15 protein-coding genes and 1 tRNA gene are annotated in these 15,282 nt (G+C 61.7%); 2 read left to right on the top strand and 14 right to left on the bottom strand.

Going from position 1 to position 15,282, the window contains the following annotated elements; translation table 11 throughout:
* Window positions 1–52 precede the first annotated feature (52 nt).
* The 4 genes from EN885_RS03550 to EN885_RS03565 all read right to left on the bottom strand — a co-directional run bounded on the left by EN885_RS03550 (window position 53) and on the right by EN885_RS03565 (window position 3,275).
* Complete coding sequence (locus EN885_RS03550; protein ID WP_095488635.1) at window positions 53–445, bottom strand: GFA family protein; 393 nt, start codon at window positions 443–445, stop codon at window positions 53–55.
* Window positions 446–549: 104 nt separating this feature from the next.
* On the bottom strand, window positions 550–1,461 hold the full coding sequence (locus tag EN885_RS03555) for an agmatinase (RefSeq protein WP_128241040.1): 912 nt from the start codon (window positions 1,459–1,461) through the stop codon (window positions 550–552).
* Between the two features lie 105 nt (window positions 1,462–1,566).
* Window positions 1,567–2,028, bottom strand: a complete 462-nt coding sequence (locus EN885_RS03560) for an SRPBCC family protein (RefSeq protein ID WP_128241039.1) — start codon at window positions 2,026–2,028, stop codon at window positions 1,567–1,569.
* Between the two features lie 299 nt (window positions 2,029–2,327).
* Complete coding sequence (locus EN885_RS03565; RefSeq protein WP_128241038.1) at window positions 2,328–3,275, bottom strand: homocysteine S-methyltransferase family protein; 948 nt, start codon at window positions 3,273–3,275, stop codon at window positions 2,328–2,330.
* 244 nt (window positions 3,276–3,519) lie between these two features.
* Here EN885_RS03565 and EN885_RS03570 point away from each other — a divergent pair, with 244 nt between their 5' ends.
* Window positions 3,520–4,179 (top strand): TetR/AcrR family transcriptional regulator, encoded by a 660-nt coding sequence (locus tag EN885_RS03570; RefSeq protein ID WP_127293987.1) that lies wholly within the window; start codon window positions 3,520–3,522, stop codon window positions 4,177–4,179.
* A 22-nt stretch (window positions 4,180–4,201) separates the two neighbouring features.
* Here the strand turns inward: EN885_RS03570 and EN885_RS03575 are convergent, their stop codons facing one another.
* The 8 genes from EN885_RS03575 to EN885_RS03610 form a co-directional block, all read right to left on the bottom strand.
* On the bottom strand, window positions 4,202–4,672 hold the full coding sequence (locus tag EN885_RS03575; RefSeq protein WP_128241037.1) for a YbaK/EbsC family protein: 471 nt from the start codon (window positions 4,670–4,672) through the stop codon (window positions 4,202–4,204).
* Between the two features lie 15 nt (window positions 4,673–4,687).
* Entirely contained in the window at window positions 4,688–5,506 is an 819-nt protein-coding gene (locus EN885_RS03580; RefSeq protein WP_128241036.1) for an MBL fold metallo-hydrolase, read from the bottom strand.
* A gap of 3 nt (window positions 5,507–5,509) precedes the next feature.
* Window positions 5,510–6,304, bottom strand: coding sequence for a TatD family hydrolase (locus EN885_RS03585; protein ID WP_127204563.1), 795 nt, complete (start codon window positions 6,302–6,304; stop codon window positions 5,510–5,512).
* Window positions 6,304–7,857, bottom strand: coding sequence for a methionine--tRNA ligase (metG, locus tag EN885_RS03590; protein WP_128241035.1), 1,554 nt, complete (start codon window positions 7,855–7,857; stop codon window positions 6,304–6,306). The genes EN885_RS03585 and metG overlap by 1 nt, the downstream gene beginning before the upstream one ends.
* 82 nt (window positions 7,858–7,939) lie before the next feature.
* Window positions 7,940–8,995 carry a DNA polymerase III subunit delta' gene (locus EN885_RS03595; protein ID WP_128241034.1) on the bottom strand — a complete coding sequence of 352 codons (1,056 nt, stop codon included), beginning with the start codon at window positions 8,993–8,995 and terminating at the stop codon, window positions 7,940–7,942.
* Window positions 8,992–9,666 (bottom strand): dTMP kinase, encoded by a 675-nt coding sequence (gene tmk / locus EN885_RS03600; protein ID WP_128241033.1) that lies wholly within the window; start codon window positions 9,664–9,666, stop codon window positions 8,992–8,994. Before tmk ends, EN885_RS03595 begins: the two co-directional genes overlap by 4 nt.
* 71 nt (window positions 9,667–9,737) lie before the next feature.
* Window positions 9,738–10,904: a D-alanyl-D-alanine carboxypeptidase family protein gene (locus tag EN885_RS03605; RefSeq protein WP_128241032.1), complete on the bottom strand. Its 1,167-nt coding sequence runs from the start codon at window positions 10,902–10,904 to the stop codon at window positions 9,738–9,740.
* Window positions 10,905–11,018: 114 nt separating this feature from the next.
* Entirely contained in the window at window positions 11,019–12,251 is a 1,233-nt protein-coding gene (locus EN885_RS03610; protein ID WP_128241031.1) for a septal ring lytic transglycosylase RlpA family protein, read from the bottom strand.
* 417 nt (window positions 12,252–12,668) lie between these two features.
* Here EN885_RS03610 and EN885_RS03615 point away from each other — a divergent pair.
* Window positions 12,669–12,758, top strand: a tRNA-Ser gene (locus EN885_RS03615).
* Between the two features lie 770 nt (window positions 12,759–13,528).
* Here EN885_RS03615 and EN885_RS03620 read toward each other — a convergent pair.
* Window positions 13,529–14,158 carry a hypothetical protein gene (locus EN885_RS03620; protein ID WP_245467756.1) on the bottom strand — a complete coding sequence of 210 codons (630 nt, stop codon included), beginning with the start codon at window positions 14,156–14,158 and terminating at the stop codon, window positions 13,529–13,531.
* Between the two features lie 31 nt (window positions 14,159–14,189).
* On the bottom strand, window positions 14,190–15,275 hold the full coding sequence (locus tag EN885_RS03625; RefSeq protein ID WP_128241030.1) for a hybrid-cluster NAD(P)-dependent oxidoreductase: 1,086 nt from the start codon (window positions 15,273–15,275) through the stop codon (window positions 14,190–14,192).
* Between the last annotated feature and the right edge of the window lie 7 nt (window positions 15,276–15,282).

Raw genomic sequence — 15,282 nt, forward strand, 5'->3', positions numbered from 1 at the left:
CGCGCCGGCGTGACCCTCCCAAACGGCCACTCGCACCGTTCGTGCGTGCGACCTACTCCTCAAAGCGACCCGTGGCGTCACGATCGCGCTCATATCGTCTCTTGAGCGGAAACGGTGGCAACCAGGATTCGCGACGGATGATCCAGCTTTCGTATGTTGGCATCAGCTGGTCGGGGGCATCCAGGGATCCCAGGTTCACTTCGATTTCGTCTGCGGTGCGCCCGAAAATGGTCGAGCCGCAGCGGGGGCAGAAAAACCGCCCGGCGTAGTCGCGTGTTTCGCCATCGATCGTTACCGCATCCTGGGGGAACACCGCGGAAGCGTGAAAAAGGGCCCCATGATGCTTGCGGCAGTCGAGACAATGACAAATGCCGACCCGGTATGGGAGTCCCGACGCCACAATTCGGACGTTGCCGCACAAGCAACCGCCGGTGAATCGGTCCATGCTGCGTCTCCTCCAAAACAAGCGGTCGGAATGTTTACAACGAACCCCGTCGGGGCGTCCATGGGCGGCGAGGGGGCGTTGAAGCTACGAGAGGAATCCAGGTTTCAAACCTGCCTAACAATGGTGCCGATCACATTGACGAGAAGGCGCGCGGCGGTCAGCGCCGACAGGCCGTCAATGTCGGCCGGAGGATAGAGCTCGACAAGGTCGAATCCTGCGATCTTGGCCCGCCTGCCGAGGCCCGCGATCAGGTCGATCACCTGCGTATAGGTGAGGCCGCCGGGCGTACGCGCCGCCACGCCCGGCATGATGCCGGGGTCGAGGCCGTCGCAGTCGAGGGTGACGACGACCCGTACTCCTTCCGGAATATGCTGGAGTGCGGCTTCGACGCCCTGGGCGTGAACCTCGCGGGCGGTCACGAAGCGGCTGCCATAGCGCCGCGCCGCTTCGATGTCAGTGAGGCGTGCGCTGCCGACGCCACGGATGCCGACCTGCACGATGCCGGCGACATGCGGCATCTCGCTCGCCCGGCGCATCGGGTTCGAATAGCCGTGGCGTTCGCCATGCAACTCGTCGCGCCAGTCGATATGGGCGTCGATCTGCAGGATCCAGATCGGCCCGTGATCCGCAAAGCCGGCGAGAAAGGGAATGGGTACGGAATCGTCGCCGCCGAGCAGGATTGGTACGGCCGGCAATGCCAGGACCTCGCGCGTCTTTGCCTCGATCCGGGCCCGGTTGCCGGCATTGTCATGCATAGCGGTCGGGATGTCGCTGGCGTCGATGCAGCAGACCGGCTTGCCGTCGAACAGCGGGCCGCCGAGGTCGAAATCCCAGTGCTCGACGAGCTCGGCATCGTCTTGGCTCGCAGCGCGAATGGCGTCGGCGGCCAAGGCATAGCCGCTGCTGTCCTTGCCGGGATAAGTGCTGCCGTGACCGGCTCCGAAGATCACCGCACGAGGCATGCGGCCATCGGCGAGGCGATCGGGAAAGCCGAGAAAGGGAGGCGAGGCGGTCATTTTGTGATGGTCTTAGCTGAAAATTTCGGTGTTGAGAGGTGCAGGATGGGGTCGTCCGAATGCGAGATTGAGTCAGTCGACTGAATCGAAGCGAACGGTTGCCTCTCAGATAACGCGAGCGTTCGGTGCATGATCTAGGACGAGATTGGGCTCAATGCCATGCTCAAGGTAGAACTTCATGGCTGCTAACAGGTTTGTGAATCCTTCGGTGGAATTTATCGCTTCCTCCGCGCCGCCAGAAAAGCCCCAGTTTCTGACCGTGACGAAGGTCTGACCGTCTTCTATCGATCTAAATGTCCATTCGACGAAACTCGGATTTTCAGGCCCGTTCCACTCGATCAGGATTCGCTCGTCCGGGTCGATAGCCTTTACGTCGGCGATTGTATGCACGCCATACATCTCCCAATGCCATCTGACCCTTTCGCCCACTTGCAACGGTGCGGCACCCTTGGAAAACCAGAAATGGGATGTGATCCTCGGATCGATCAGTGATTGAAAGACCTCTGCGACGGGCTTGCGTATCATCATCTGTGCCTTGGCGACTGGCTGCTCAGACTTGTTGGACATCTGAATTCCACCCTTTCACAATTGCCCGTCTCAAGGTCTAACACGTATCGATGAGGGTTGTTCCGCCAGGGCGCAACCGCGCAGGGACGTGCTGCCCTCCATGATCTCAAGCCCGCCGCGTCGGGGTAGTCGATTGCCCGGTCGGCTGCGCTTCATCTCTATCTCTATAGGCTGCCACATCAGAAAGTCGCATAAGATAGATTATGGAACTGGTGTGCGGTTTTGATTGAGTTGCCTTTCGGCCCAGCCGCAGTTCCTTGTTCCTTGGGACTCAGCGGAACTGCGGCTGGTAGAGTCTCCTACGCCGCCTGCGGCACGCAGGCTTCGCAGATTGCTGCGATGTGCCGGTGGTCTGTGCCGCAGCAGCCACCCAGGATGCGCATGGTCGGAAACGAAGCTCTCAGCCCGCTGTAGCGCCGCCCGAGATCGTCCGGGTCGCCCGCGTCGAGCGTCTCCGATTCGTCCAGTTCGGCATGGCTTTTGGCCGAAGCGTTCGCCTTCACCCCATAGACGCGATCGAGCCAGCGCTCGCCCTTTTTCAGCGCCTGCATGAAATGCGTCGGATGTGCGCAATTGATCATATAGTAAGCCGGCGCACCGTCCGTGGCGTCGTCAACCCTGTCTATCGCCTCGCCGAGCGCCATGCCGGTCACCAGCTTCCCGTCGGTCTCAACGGTGAACGAGATCATACAGGGCATCGCATGCGCCTTGGCCGCCCGCGCCACGCCGATCGCCTCGTGGAAATTGGTGAGCGTATAGGCCGCCACCATGTCGGCCTCGGTCCGCGCGAAACTCTCGATCTGCGCCGCGTGATAGGCCTCCGCCTCGTTGGCGTCCATATTGCCAGCTTTGTAGCCGTCGCCGCGCGGCCCGATCGCGCCGCTGATGACGCAAGGCGTCTCGGCAGTCTCGAACTCCTTGCGCAGGTCGAGAAGAAGCTCGATGGAGCTCTCGTTGACGGCCCGCAACGCTTCCGGCCCGTAGCCGAGCAACATTCCCCAATCGGGGTTGGCCCGCCACGTCGGCGTGTCGAGGATGAACCCGGTCCCGCCTCTGCGCGCAATGGTCAGATAGCGGACGTAATAGTCCTTGAGCTTCTGCCGGCCTTCAGGCGTTGCCACCAGCGTGAATGAAGCAAAATGCGGAAGGTCGAGGCCTTCGTGAAAGATGAGGGTCGTCTCCATGCCGCCATCGCTCAGGAATGTTCTGTTGGCGAGTTGCGGCAGATTCTGGCGGTACTTGGCCATGTTTGTCTCCAGTGGTAAGATAACACCGTGCCGCCTTGGTTGCGGCCGGTTTCGGAATAGCCAAGTTTTAACAGCACGTGCCGCCGGTGCGGTAGAAGGCTCGTGGTCCGGTACTCCACCGAAGCGGGAACCGCGGCAATTACAGACGGATAGCCGTTCTGGGTCGGTCGTATTGCTATCAGTGCCGATGTTGGCGGGTGTGAAAACCATACCGCCGGTACAGTAAATTTGAGGGCATTCGGTCATGCGCAAAGGTGCGGAAACGCGCGAACGCATTCTGGAGATCGCCGAGGCATCGGTGCTCGCCAAGGGGTTCGGCGCGACTTCCATCGAGGAGGTGATCGCCGAGGCCGGCATCACCAAGAGCGGCTTCTTCTATCATTTCAAGGACAAGAACGAACTCGCCCGCGCCTTGATGCTGCGCTACGTCGAGGAGAACGACCGCATCTTCGACGATGTGTTTCACCGCGGCCGGCAACTCTCCGATGATCCGTTGCAGTCCTTCCTGATCACGCTCAAGCTGCTTGCCGAGCTGATGGGTGACCTGCCGAACGGCCACCCCGGCTGTCTGATCGCGACGTTCACCTATCAGGAGCGCCTCTTCGACCGCAACGTTCGCGACATCGCCTCCGACGCCGTACGCTCCTGGAACGGGCGGTTTCGCGATGCGCTGAATGAGATCGCGACCGTTTATCCTGCCCGCAAAGGCATGGACCTCGACGATGTAGCTATCATGTTCTCCTGTGTGATCGATGGCGGCATCATCATGTCGCGGGGGCTCGGCGATCCCCGCGTACTAGAGCGCCAGATCCTCGCCTTCCGCAGCTTCGTAAAGATGTTGTTCGCGCCGGCTGCGCCCGACATCATGTTGCCGCCTGCGCACACAGCGGTCGCCGCCGAATAGCTGCGATAGCGGGGTGTTCGACTCAGCTCGTCAGCGTCGCTACGACAGCCTGCGCTGCCTTGACCATGGCGCGTGGCTCGGCCGCGAATACCGCGTCGTGAGCGCCGGCCGCTGCCCATACGCGATCGAAACCTAGCAGCGTCTCATCGGCGAACGCCGGGATCGCAATCAGATGGCCGATCGGCGCTACGCCGCCAATGGCAAAGCCGGTCTCGTCGCGGATCTGCCGCGGGTCGGCGCGCTTCAGCGGCTCGCCAGTCAGCGCGGCTGCCTTGGTGAGATCGAGCTGGTTGACGCCGGAAACCAGGAAGAGAAAAAGTCTGCCACTGGCTTCTCCCTGGAAAATCAATGATTTGACGATCTGGGCAACCGTGCAGCCGCATTGCGCGGCGGCTTCCTCGGCCGTGCGTGTCGAGGCGCCCATGCGCCTGATCTCGATGTCAAGACCGGCATCAGCCGCTTCCTTGGTCACACGCTCAATGCTGCCAGCCATGAAGAACCGAGCCTATTACACTGATTCAAAAGCGATTTCGATCGTCATGCCATCATAGGCCGGCTCGACGTTATCAGGCGTCTCGGCCATCACCGTGGCGTAGTCAAGCGGCACATGCATATGCGTCAGCACGGCCTTTTTCGGCGCCAGTTTTTCGATCCAGCCGAGTGCCTGGCCGAGCGACAGATGGCTCGGATGCGTCCTGTATTGCAGCGCGTCGATGACCAGCACGTCCAGCCCACCCAGACGCTCGGCCGTGGTGTCCGGGAAATCACTGATATCGGGGCAATAGGCGAGCCCACCTATGCGAAAACCAAGCGATATGATGTCGCCATGGATCTGCGGCAGCGGCTCGAGGGTGAGGGTACCCCCCTCGCCTTCGATTACGACCGGCCTGGCGTGGTCGATGATATGGGGCTCGACAATGGGCGGATAGGAACTGCCCAGCGGTGTTTCGAAACAGTAGCCGAACGCTTCCCTTAACCGCAGCATGGTGGGCTGGTCAGCGTGGATATCGATGAGATGACGCTGCTCGAGCACGAAGCCACGCAAATCGTCGATGCCGTGGATATGGTCGGCATGCGGATGCGTATAGACGACCGCATCGATGCGCCTGACCGATGCCAGCAGCATCTGCTCGCGGAAATCCGGCCCGGTGTCGATGACGACTGTGGTTCTGTCGCCGTTCGCGGCGATCCGCTCGACGAGCGCTGCGGTGCGCATGCGCCGGTTCCTCGGATTGGCTGGGTCGCAATTGCCCCAGTCGCCAGTGATGCGCGGCGTGCCCGGCGATGAGCCGCAGCCGAGAATTGTGAGGCGCAGCCGGTCGCTCATGCGTCAGGCGCTCAGCGCACTTGGGCGCGGCATCTTCTCGAACAGCCGGAAGAAATTGTCCGTGGTGACGGCAGCGATTTCGGCCTCGCTGACACCGATCGTTTCGGCCAGCACCTTGGCTGTATGCGCCACATACGCAGGCTCGTTGCGCTTGCCGCGAAAGGGTATCGGCGCAAGATATGGCGCGTCGGTTTCGACCAGCAGTCGGTCGTGTGGCACGTCGGCAGCGATGGCGCGCAGCTCGGCCGAATTCTTGAAGGTCAGGATGCCGGAAAAGGAAACGTAGCCGCCGAGCGCCACGCCGACTTCGGCCAGCCTGCGCCCGGACGAAAAACAGTGCAGGATGAAGGGGAAGGCGCCCTTCCCTGTTTCGTCCTCGAGGATATCGGCCATGTCGCTGTCGGCGTCACGCGAATGGATGACCAGCGGCAGGCCAGTCTCGCGCGCGGCAGCGATATGGATGCGAAAACCCTGCGCCTGCGCATCGCGCGGCGCGTGGTCGTAGAAATAGTCGAGCCCGGCCTCGCCGATCGCCACGACTTTTGGATGAGCGGATAGCCGGACAAGATCCTCGGCCGACACGTCCAGCTCTTCGGCGGCATTGTGCGGATGGGTGCCAACCGAGCAATAGACTTCGTCGAAAGATTCAGCGATCTCAAGTACTTGTTGGAACCGCCTCACACGCGTCGAGATCGTCACCATGCGACCGATTCCAGCGGCAAGGGCGCGGGCGACGATGGCCGCCCGCTCCTCTGCGAAATCCGGAAAGTCGAGATGGCAGTGACTGTCGACCAGCATTAGGCGCTTGCATCCGTTTGCTCGACGTAACGTGGAAACACGCCTTCCGGCGCGGGCAAAGCAACCCCTGATGCCAGCGCATAGTCCGCGTGGACATGCACGAAATCGCGGCTGTCCGCCGGCACAGCCAGCAGGTCGAGCAGCTTAGCGGCCGATCCCGGAATGAAGGGCTGGCAGAGCAGCGCCACGCGTCGGATGATTTCCGCGGTCGTCCACAGCACCGTTTCCATACGCGCCGGATCGGTCTTTCTGAGCGCCCAGGGTTCCTGCGAGGCGAAGTAGCGATCGGCCTCCGCCACCACGCCGATGATCGCCGCAAGCGCTAGATGGATGCCCTGCTCCGCCATCGTCTTGCGTGCAGTAGCAAGCGCCTCCACCGCCTGGTCGAGGATCGCCCTGTCGGCCTCCGCCAGATCGCTGCGCTTCGGCACTACGCCGCCGCAGTTCTTGGCGATCATCGACAGCGAGCGCTGCGCCAGATTGCCAAGGCCATTGGCGAGGTCGGCATTGGTGCGGTTGACGATGGCCTCGTGGCTATAGCTGCCGTCCTGGCCGAACGGCACCTCGCGCAGGAAGAAATAGCGCACCTGGTCGAGGCCATAATGCTCGACCATCGCGAACGGGTCGATGACGTTGCCTACCGATTTCGACATCTTCTCGCCGCGGTTGAACAGGAAGCCGTGACCGAAGACGCGCTTCGGCAAGGGGATTCCGGCCGACATCAGGAAGGCAGGCCAATAGACTGCGTGGAAGCGCACGATGTCCTTGCCGATGATGTGTGCATCGGCAGGCCAGAAGCGCCAATTGTCAGCATTTTCATTTGGATAACCGACACCGGTAATGTAATTTGTCAGAGCGTCGACCCAGACATACATCACATGCTTCTCGTCACCCGGCACCGGCACGCCCCAGTCGAAGGTGGTGCGCGAGATCGACAGATCCTTCAATCCTGACTTGACGAAGCTCATCACTTCGTTGCGCCGCTCGGCCGGGCCGATGAAATCGGGTTGGCTTTCGTAGAGCGTGATGAGCTTGTCCTGATAGGCCGACAGGCGGAAGAAATAGCTCTCTTCCTCGACCCATTCGACCGGGGTTCCCTGCGGTCCGTAGCGGACATTGTCGGCGCGGACTTCGGTCTCCTCCTCGCCGTAGTAGGCTTCGTCGCGCACCGAATACCAACCGGCATAGCCGCCCTTGTAGATGTCGCCATTGGCAGCCATCGCCTTCCAGATCGCCTGCGAGGCCGCATAGTGACGTTCTTCGGTAGTGCGGATGAAATCGTCGTTGGAGGCATTGAGCGCGATTGCCATGCGCTGGAAATCGGCCGCGTTGCGGTCGGCCAGTTCACGCGCGGGAATGCCTTCCCGCTTCGCCGTCTGCAGCATCTTGATGCCGTGCTCGTCGGTGCCGGTGAGGAAGAAGACTTGCTTGCCGTCGAGCCGCTGAAAGCGGGCGAGTGCGTCGGTGGCGATCAATTCGTAGGCATGGCCTATATGCGGCTTGCCATTGGGATAGGAAATCGCGGTGGTAATGTAGAATGTGTCGCGTGACATGAATTAACCGTCATGAATGTCTGAATGAAGATGTAGCGGTGAGATATCGCATCGAAACGGCGATTGCCATCCCGATGGGCCGTCACATTCGCATTGCAGAATTCAGGCGGTCGATCATGGCCAAGGCGTGCTGCTTCTTGTCGAGATTGTAGGTGTCGGTCTCAGATATAGCGTTCAAAGCCTCGTGCCAAGTATCCGACAGCGTTTTCGCCCGCGCCAGGTCGCCCGCCAGCGCGGCCTGGCTTGCGCCGGTCGAGAGCAGGTCGAGTGCACGGCGATTGAAGATATCGAACTGGATCGCCTGGTCGCGACCGGCGACCGCCTCCGCAAGGCGATAGGCGCCGGCAACATCGCTCTTCCTGGCCGTCGCCAGGGCGTCGAGCGTCTCGGCGATTTCCAGCCCGCCATACTGCGTCAGCAGGATTGCGGTGCGCGCGCTGCCCCCTGCCCGCTTGGCCAATGCCGCGCGCGCCGCGGGTTCGTCCGGCGGCGGTGGCTCGACGTTCTCCAGAACCGCCATCAGGCTCTCGGCATCGAGCGGCGCCAGCCGCACCATCTGGCAGCGCGAGCGGATCGTCGGCAGCAGGCTGCCCGGTGCATGGACGATGAGGATGAACAGTGTGCGTGCCGGTGGTTCTTCAAGGTTCTTCAACAAGGCATTGGCCGCATTGACATTCATGTCGTCGGCCGGATCGACGATCACTACCCGGTAGCTGCCGTCATGCGAGGTCAGTGACAGGAAGCGGCTGACCTTGCGGATCTCGTCGACGGTCACGACCGTCTTGAAGCTTTTTGTCTTGTCGTTCGGCGGGCGGGTCAGATGCAGCACCGAAGGATGTGCGCCGTTGGCGATCTGGCGAAACAGCGACGACGCCGGATCAGGAACGGCGAGAACGTCCGGCGCCTGTTCGAATGCGGGATGCTTCAGCAGATGATGCGCCAGATGGAAGGCAAGCGTTGCCTTGCCGATGCCGACCGGTCCGACAAAGATCAGTGCATGCGGCAGCTTCCCGGAGCGATAGGCGGCGGCCAGCATGTTCGCCGCCTGGCCATGTCCGACCAGACGCGGGGTCTCGGACGGCTCCGGCACGCCGTCGAGCGTGTCGTGTTGTTCTGGTGCGATCCGTTCGAAAATCATCCTGGCGACGCCTGCTTCCTGTGCGCCGGCGTCATCGTCTCCAGAGCCGCGAACACGGCAGCGGTGACGACATTCTCCACCGTGTCGGGATCGGCGGACGCGTCGACGACGATGCAGCGCTCGGGCTCTGCCGCGGCGATCGCCAGAAAGGCTTCGCGGCGGCGCTGGTGGATATCAAGCGTTTCCTTTTCGAAGCGGTCGGCGCCGGCATCGGTGCCCCGCCGTGCCGTGGCGCGCCGCAATCCTTCGGCCGGGTCGATATCGAAGATCAGCGTCATGTCGGGCACCATGCCGTTGATGGCGACCTTTTCCAGCGTGCCCATGAACGCCGGATCGAGGCCGCCGGTGACACCCTGGTAGACGCGCGAGGAGTCCATGAAGCGATCACAAAGCACGATCGAGCCGCGTTCGACCGCCGGCCGAATTACCTGCTCGACATGGTCGGAGCGCGCGGCGGCGAAAAGCAGCGCCTCCATCCTGGGGCCGAACGGTTCGGCAGCGCCGGAAAGCAGGACATGCCTGACCGCCTCCGCGCCGGGCGAGCCGCCCGGCTCACGCGTGACAAGGACATCGTATTTCTTGGCGCGCATCTTGCTGGCCAGCCGCTCGATCTGCGTCGACTTGCCTGCCCCCTCTCCGCCTTCGAAGGTGATGAAAAATCCGTGCACCAATCAAAAAGCCTTCTTCCATACTGCGGGAACCGTAATAGTCCCGGTCAGAAAAAAGGTCCACCGCAACGGTGCTAACGCAGCCAGCCGACGGCCAGTTCCTTGACGGCGTCGAGCGCGCGCCGCGGCAGCGAGCCAACGCCAACCGATTCGGCCGCGAAAAGCGGCGTCTCCTGGCTCAGCGTATCACCGATCCAGACCCGCAGTGCACCCACCGGCTGCCCCTCCTCCACGGGCGCTGCAACCGGTCCGTCATAGACGATCTTGGCGGTCAGCTTGTCGCGGTTGGCGATGGGCAGGAAGGTATTCACCGGCCCTTTTGCCTTCAGCGCCACGCCGGATTTCGCACCGCCGAAAACCTGGGCTTCGCCGACCACTTCGTCCTTGGCGAAAATCTCCGTCTTCTGGAAGGCGCGAACGCCCCAGTCGAGCAGCTTCCGCGCTTCCTCGGCGCGCTCGCGGTCGCTTTTCAGTCCGCTCATCGCCGCGATGATGCGGGCGCCATTGTGGCTGACCGAGCCAACGATGCCGAAGCCGGATGCCTCGCTCATGCCGACAGCCAAGCCGTCCGCGCCGATATCCATCGCCAGCAGCGGATTGCGGTTCCTCTGAGTGATCTTGTTCCAGGTGAAGTCCGTCTGGCCATAGTAGCGATAGAGATCCGGATATTCGCGCCAGATATGCAGGGCCAGAAGGGCAAGCTCTCGAACCGTCGTTTGCTGACCTTCGGCCGGCAGACCGGTTGAATTGACGAATGTCGATTTCGCGAGGCCAATCTGCCTTGCGCGGTTGGTCATCTCAGTCGCGAAATTCGCCTCGGATCCGGCGAAGCCTTCGGCGATGATGATGCAGCCGTCATTGGCTGCCTGGATCGTCACGCCCTGAATCAGGTCTTCAAGCCGGATCGTCGATTTGAGCTTGGCAAACATTGTCGATGTTCCGGATGGCGCGCCGCCCGTGCGCCATGCGTTCTCACTCACCGCGAATGTATCGTCGAGCGTCACGCGCCCCGACTTGATGGCGTTGAAAACCACCTCCATCGTCATCAGCTTGGCCAGTGACGCCGGCGGCATCGGCTTGTCGGCGTCCTTGGAAAACAGCACCGTCCCGGTTTCGGCATCGATCATGAAGGCCTGTGCGGCCTTGGTCTCGAAAAGCTGCGCCGCGGCCGGGGCCAGCGAGAGCAGCAGGAGGCCAAAACCCAGGAGCCCGGCGACAGGCGCGGCGAAGCGAGATTTCATGAGAGGTTCGACCTGTCAGCCGGCATTTCTGGGCAAGCTCTACAAGCTATCAGGCTTTGTCTCGGCCGATCAACCGCGCCTTGGACAACTGGGCAAAACTTCAGGTTTTGCCGGTCAGTTCCGAACCACGAGCGCGTCCGGTGCGCCATGTGACCATGCCGCCTGCAGCATCTCGTCCAGGCTGCCATGGCCGTCCGGATAGAGATTGACCGAATACCAGTCCTTGCCTTCGAATTCAGAGCGCTGGATTTCGGCCTTGCCGAAGCCGGAAAGCTGGGTGGCCACACGCTGCGCCTCGGCAGCATCCTCAAACGAACCCGCCGCGATATAGTCCGTGGGCGAACCGGCCGAAGGCGCTTGCCGCTTCCACGATTGAAGGATTTCGGCGGGCGACATGCCGGCGCCATCCAGCGCGGCAAAGACATTGGTGGCACGCTGCACGCGCTCGTCCGCATAAGACAGCGACGCCACTGTGAACGGCGATTGCGCCGGCAGATTGATTTCCGGACGTTCCGGCACGATCGGCCCGAAATCGGGCAGCGTCACATTGCCAGCGGCCGGCGTCTGCGCCGACAGGACAGGCTGTGCGGATGCGGAATTCGTCAACTGACCGGGAAATGGAGCGGCGGCAGCACCCAACGCGGTGCTCGGCGATGGTCCATTCATGGCGATCATGACACCGGTGGGCAAGCCGTCCGATGGATCCGGCGCCCTGTTGCCGGGATGGTAGGAGGCCATCAGATACTGATCGTCACTGCCGTCAAGCGGCGCACGGCCGACATATTCGACCTTCACCTTTGCCGTGCCGATGTTTGCATAGTCGAGCATTTCGGCGGCACGTTTCGACACATCGATGATGCGCCCGTCATGGTAGGGTCCGCGGTCGTTGACGCGCACGATGACCGAACTGCCGGTCTTCATATTGGTGACTCGCGCATAGCTCGGCAGCGGCATGGTCGGATGCGCGCCGGTCAGATGCGTCATGTCGTAGACTTCGCCGTTGGCGGTCAGCCGGCCGTGGAAGGCGTCGCCATACCAGGAGGCGAGGCCCACCTTGGCGTAGCGCTTGTCTTCCTTGGGATAATACCACTTGCCGCGCACCTGATAGGGCTTGCCCAACTGGTCGCGTCCGCCGCCACGCTGCAAGCCGGACTTCTTGAAGGTGACGCGCGGACTGGCCTTTACGCCATATTCGGATTCGGCAAAATACTCCTTGGAGCGAGGCTTCTTGTTGACCATCGCCTTCGGCTGTGGTGGCGCGGCGCAAGCCGCCAGCAAGGCAGCCGACAGGGCAAACAACGTGAAAGCGCAAGCGCGACGGAGATGCGGGCGCGCCGTGCTCTGCATGTTTCGATTGTCCCCTCTCAACAAAGGCACCGCAACTTGACTGTCGGCAGAGCTAAAACCCCTCGACAAATGCCAGCGCCACCTTGATTCGCAATCCCTTGTGCACCGGAATTGCTTATCACCGTATTAACCGATTGTGGTCGGAACCGGGCGAGATTGTGGCACAAACCGCCCCGGCGATCGCTGTGAAAAACCACGGCCTTTCGACCTTCGGTGCAGAGTGCTGTTCGTCCTGCTTCAGTCCCGCCGTCGAGCATCCATGCTCTGCCGTTGGCAGGAACGGGTTATGGCCGGTTGACAGGACTTCGTCGGGCGCACTAGAGCAATGAAGCGAGAACGGTCTTCGGGCGGCGCAGCAGTACCAACAGGTACAAATTAAGATTAGGACGAGCATCCAAGTGATTGAAAAATCACGACGGAGGGATGGCCGAGCGGTTTAAGGCACCGGTCTTGAAAACCGGCGTGGGTGCAAGCCCACCGTGGGTTCGAATCCCACTCCCTCCGCCAGATGCACCCTGCCCCAACATTCTCCGCCTTGATCTAGCAGGGTCGAAACCCCGCGCAACTGCGGGCTTTTCAGGCAAAGCTTGCAACCGCGCCGCCGGATGTTTCCGTCGAATGATCGTTCTCTCGGCCGATATTCTCCAAAGCTGTCAACCTCGCACTTTTAGTTCTCAGGTTTAGAGGCGAACAATTTCAATTGTTTCGTGATATCGGGATTATGCGAAGTTTAGCAGATCATTCGCTAGGCGATACGGATCCCATGGCCCTCTTGGGCAATCCCAGCCTGTGACGGTGAAATGGCGCCGTGCGCTATTGCCTACGCTCAGCGCCAAGCAATCACCGTCCTGTTTGGGCCGAAAGCGGTCAGGCAGCTTCTAATCTGAGTGTAAGTGAGCAGACATTCAGCTCGGCGCAGGCTCGGTCCTAAGCTGAACCAATGCGGACCTTCATGCCGGACCCTAACCCGGTGTAGAAGGCCGTGCTGGCCATTGGCGGGCATAACGGTGCTCAGCGAGCAAGCTGATGACCCCGAACAGGTCTTGTACTCGTTCCTTTTGAAACTCATGCATCATCTGGATCAACTTTAACGCGCCAGCGGTGAGCTGGCCACATTCGTCGGCTCATTGGGTAAGGGACAGAGCTGGAGTGCGAACCAGCACCGAACATCTGGACCGAGTCGGTGGGCTCTGGCGATTGCCGGTGCCGGTTGAGCCCTGCCTGCCAGGCGAAAAGCGGAATACCATCGGCGGTCTCTCGCCAGTCTTGGAATCCGATCAATCCGTCTTCCGCATCGCCTGCGCGATCAGTCCGCCGGCAGCCAAGCCCAGAGCAAGCGCGACATACGTGGCGGCGATCGAGCGCTTCGAAAGCACGGTCTCCCAGCCTGGGGTGAGCCGCTTCGGTACGACGAGATAATCCACGACGGCTGCAATCATGGCCACTGCCGAGGCATCGCGCAGCATCAGCAGCGGCGACCGCTGAGGGTTTCGGGCGAGCCAAGCCTCGAACGGAGCGGCCCAGAACATGGCCGAGGCATGGTGGGTGCCGAAGCCCACCGCAGTGTGTGCGAGGTCGGCTTTCCTGACCGCACCGGCCTTATCGCCGTGCAGCCAGTGGCTGGTGGCGTTGGTCGGCTGCAGTGCGGATTTGCCTTCGGCTTTGGCCAGAAGGGCTAGAACCGCCGCCGTCACAAAGCTTACGACCGTGCCCGTCACGGCCGTCGAAAGCCCCACATTCAAAAACCCGTTCACCTCAAACCTCCGCAAAACCAGTTCGCCCTCCTTTAATTGCCGAACCGAACCTCGGTTCCGTGTGTCGGCGATGCCGTGGCCTGAGCTGCTGGACCGCCCGCCGCTGGACAGGCCTGGCGCGAGGCAAGGCACAACCGGCTCGTGCGCGAGCACCCGGGCTTTCCATCAGGATTCGCAATGAGATTCAGAGATCGAGGCAAACAGTGCCTTGCGGCCGGCTGCAGCAGGCCAACACATAACCGGCCGCCTTCTCTTCAAGGCTGAGCCCTCCAAGGTCGTCCATCGCGACTTCACCCGAAAGCTTGACCGTCCGGCAAGTTCCGCAAATACCCTGCTGGCATGCGGTGGGAATGTGGAGCCCGCAATTGCGCGCCGCATCGAGCAGGGTCTCTTCGGGCGCACAAAGATGCTCTGCGCCGGACCGGGCGAAGCGGACGCGCGTAACGCCAGCGACAGCCGATTGCAGAGGCATGGAATTACCCACGGCGCCGCCGAAGCTTTCCTCGTGGTACTGCGAGGGTGCGATGCCGATCTCCGCGACACAGGTCCGAACCGTCTGCATAAACGGCTCGGGGCCGCAAACGTAAGACGTGCGCTGGTGAAGGTCCGGAGCCAGCCGCAAGAGCATGGGGCCGTCGATGCGACCCTTAGGGCCCTGCCACACCGAACCTTCCTGGCTGCAGATGAAGCTTACATTGACATTGGAGAATCGCGCGGCGAGCACCTCCAACTCGGCGCGGAAGGCGATGTCGTCCGCCGTCCGAGCGCAGTGAATGAAACGGATGTCATGGCCAGATGCCCGGTCGGTTAGCGCCCGCAGCATCGACATAACGGGAGTGATGCCGCTGCCGCCGGAAAGGAAAAGCGGCTTCTCGCATGGTAGATCGTCGAAGTTGAAACGTCCGACCGGCCCTTCGATTTCAATGTCGTGGCCCGGCCGGAGATTGTCGTGAAGCCAGTTGGAAACAAGCCCGCCCTTCACCCGCTTCACCGTGATCTGCAGGTCGAGCGGTCGGGTCGGCGGCGAGGAAACCGAGTAGGATCTCGTTACCGTGGCGCCGTCGATCGTCAGGTGCAGTATCAGATATTGGCCTGCACTGAAGCTGAACATGTGGCCCGAAGCGGTGGAAAAGACGAATGTGCGGACATCGTGCGTCTCGTCGATGACGCGCCGGCAGCGGACGAACTGTCTTGCGCTCTCCGCCCATTGCCGTTGACGCATCGCCAGAGCGAAATCGGCAGTTGAAAAGGGAATGTGCGCGTTCATCATTTGACTC

Origin of the sequence: Mesorhizobium sp. M6A.T.Cr.TU.014.01.1.1 (assembly GCF_004022765.1) — a bacterium.
GTDB lineage: Bacteria > Pseudomonadota > Alphaproteobacteria > Rhizobiales > Rhizobiaceae > Mesorhizobium > Mesorhizobium mediterraneum.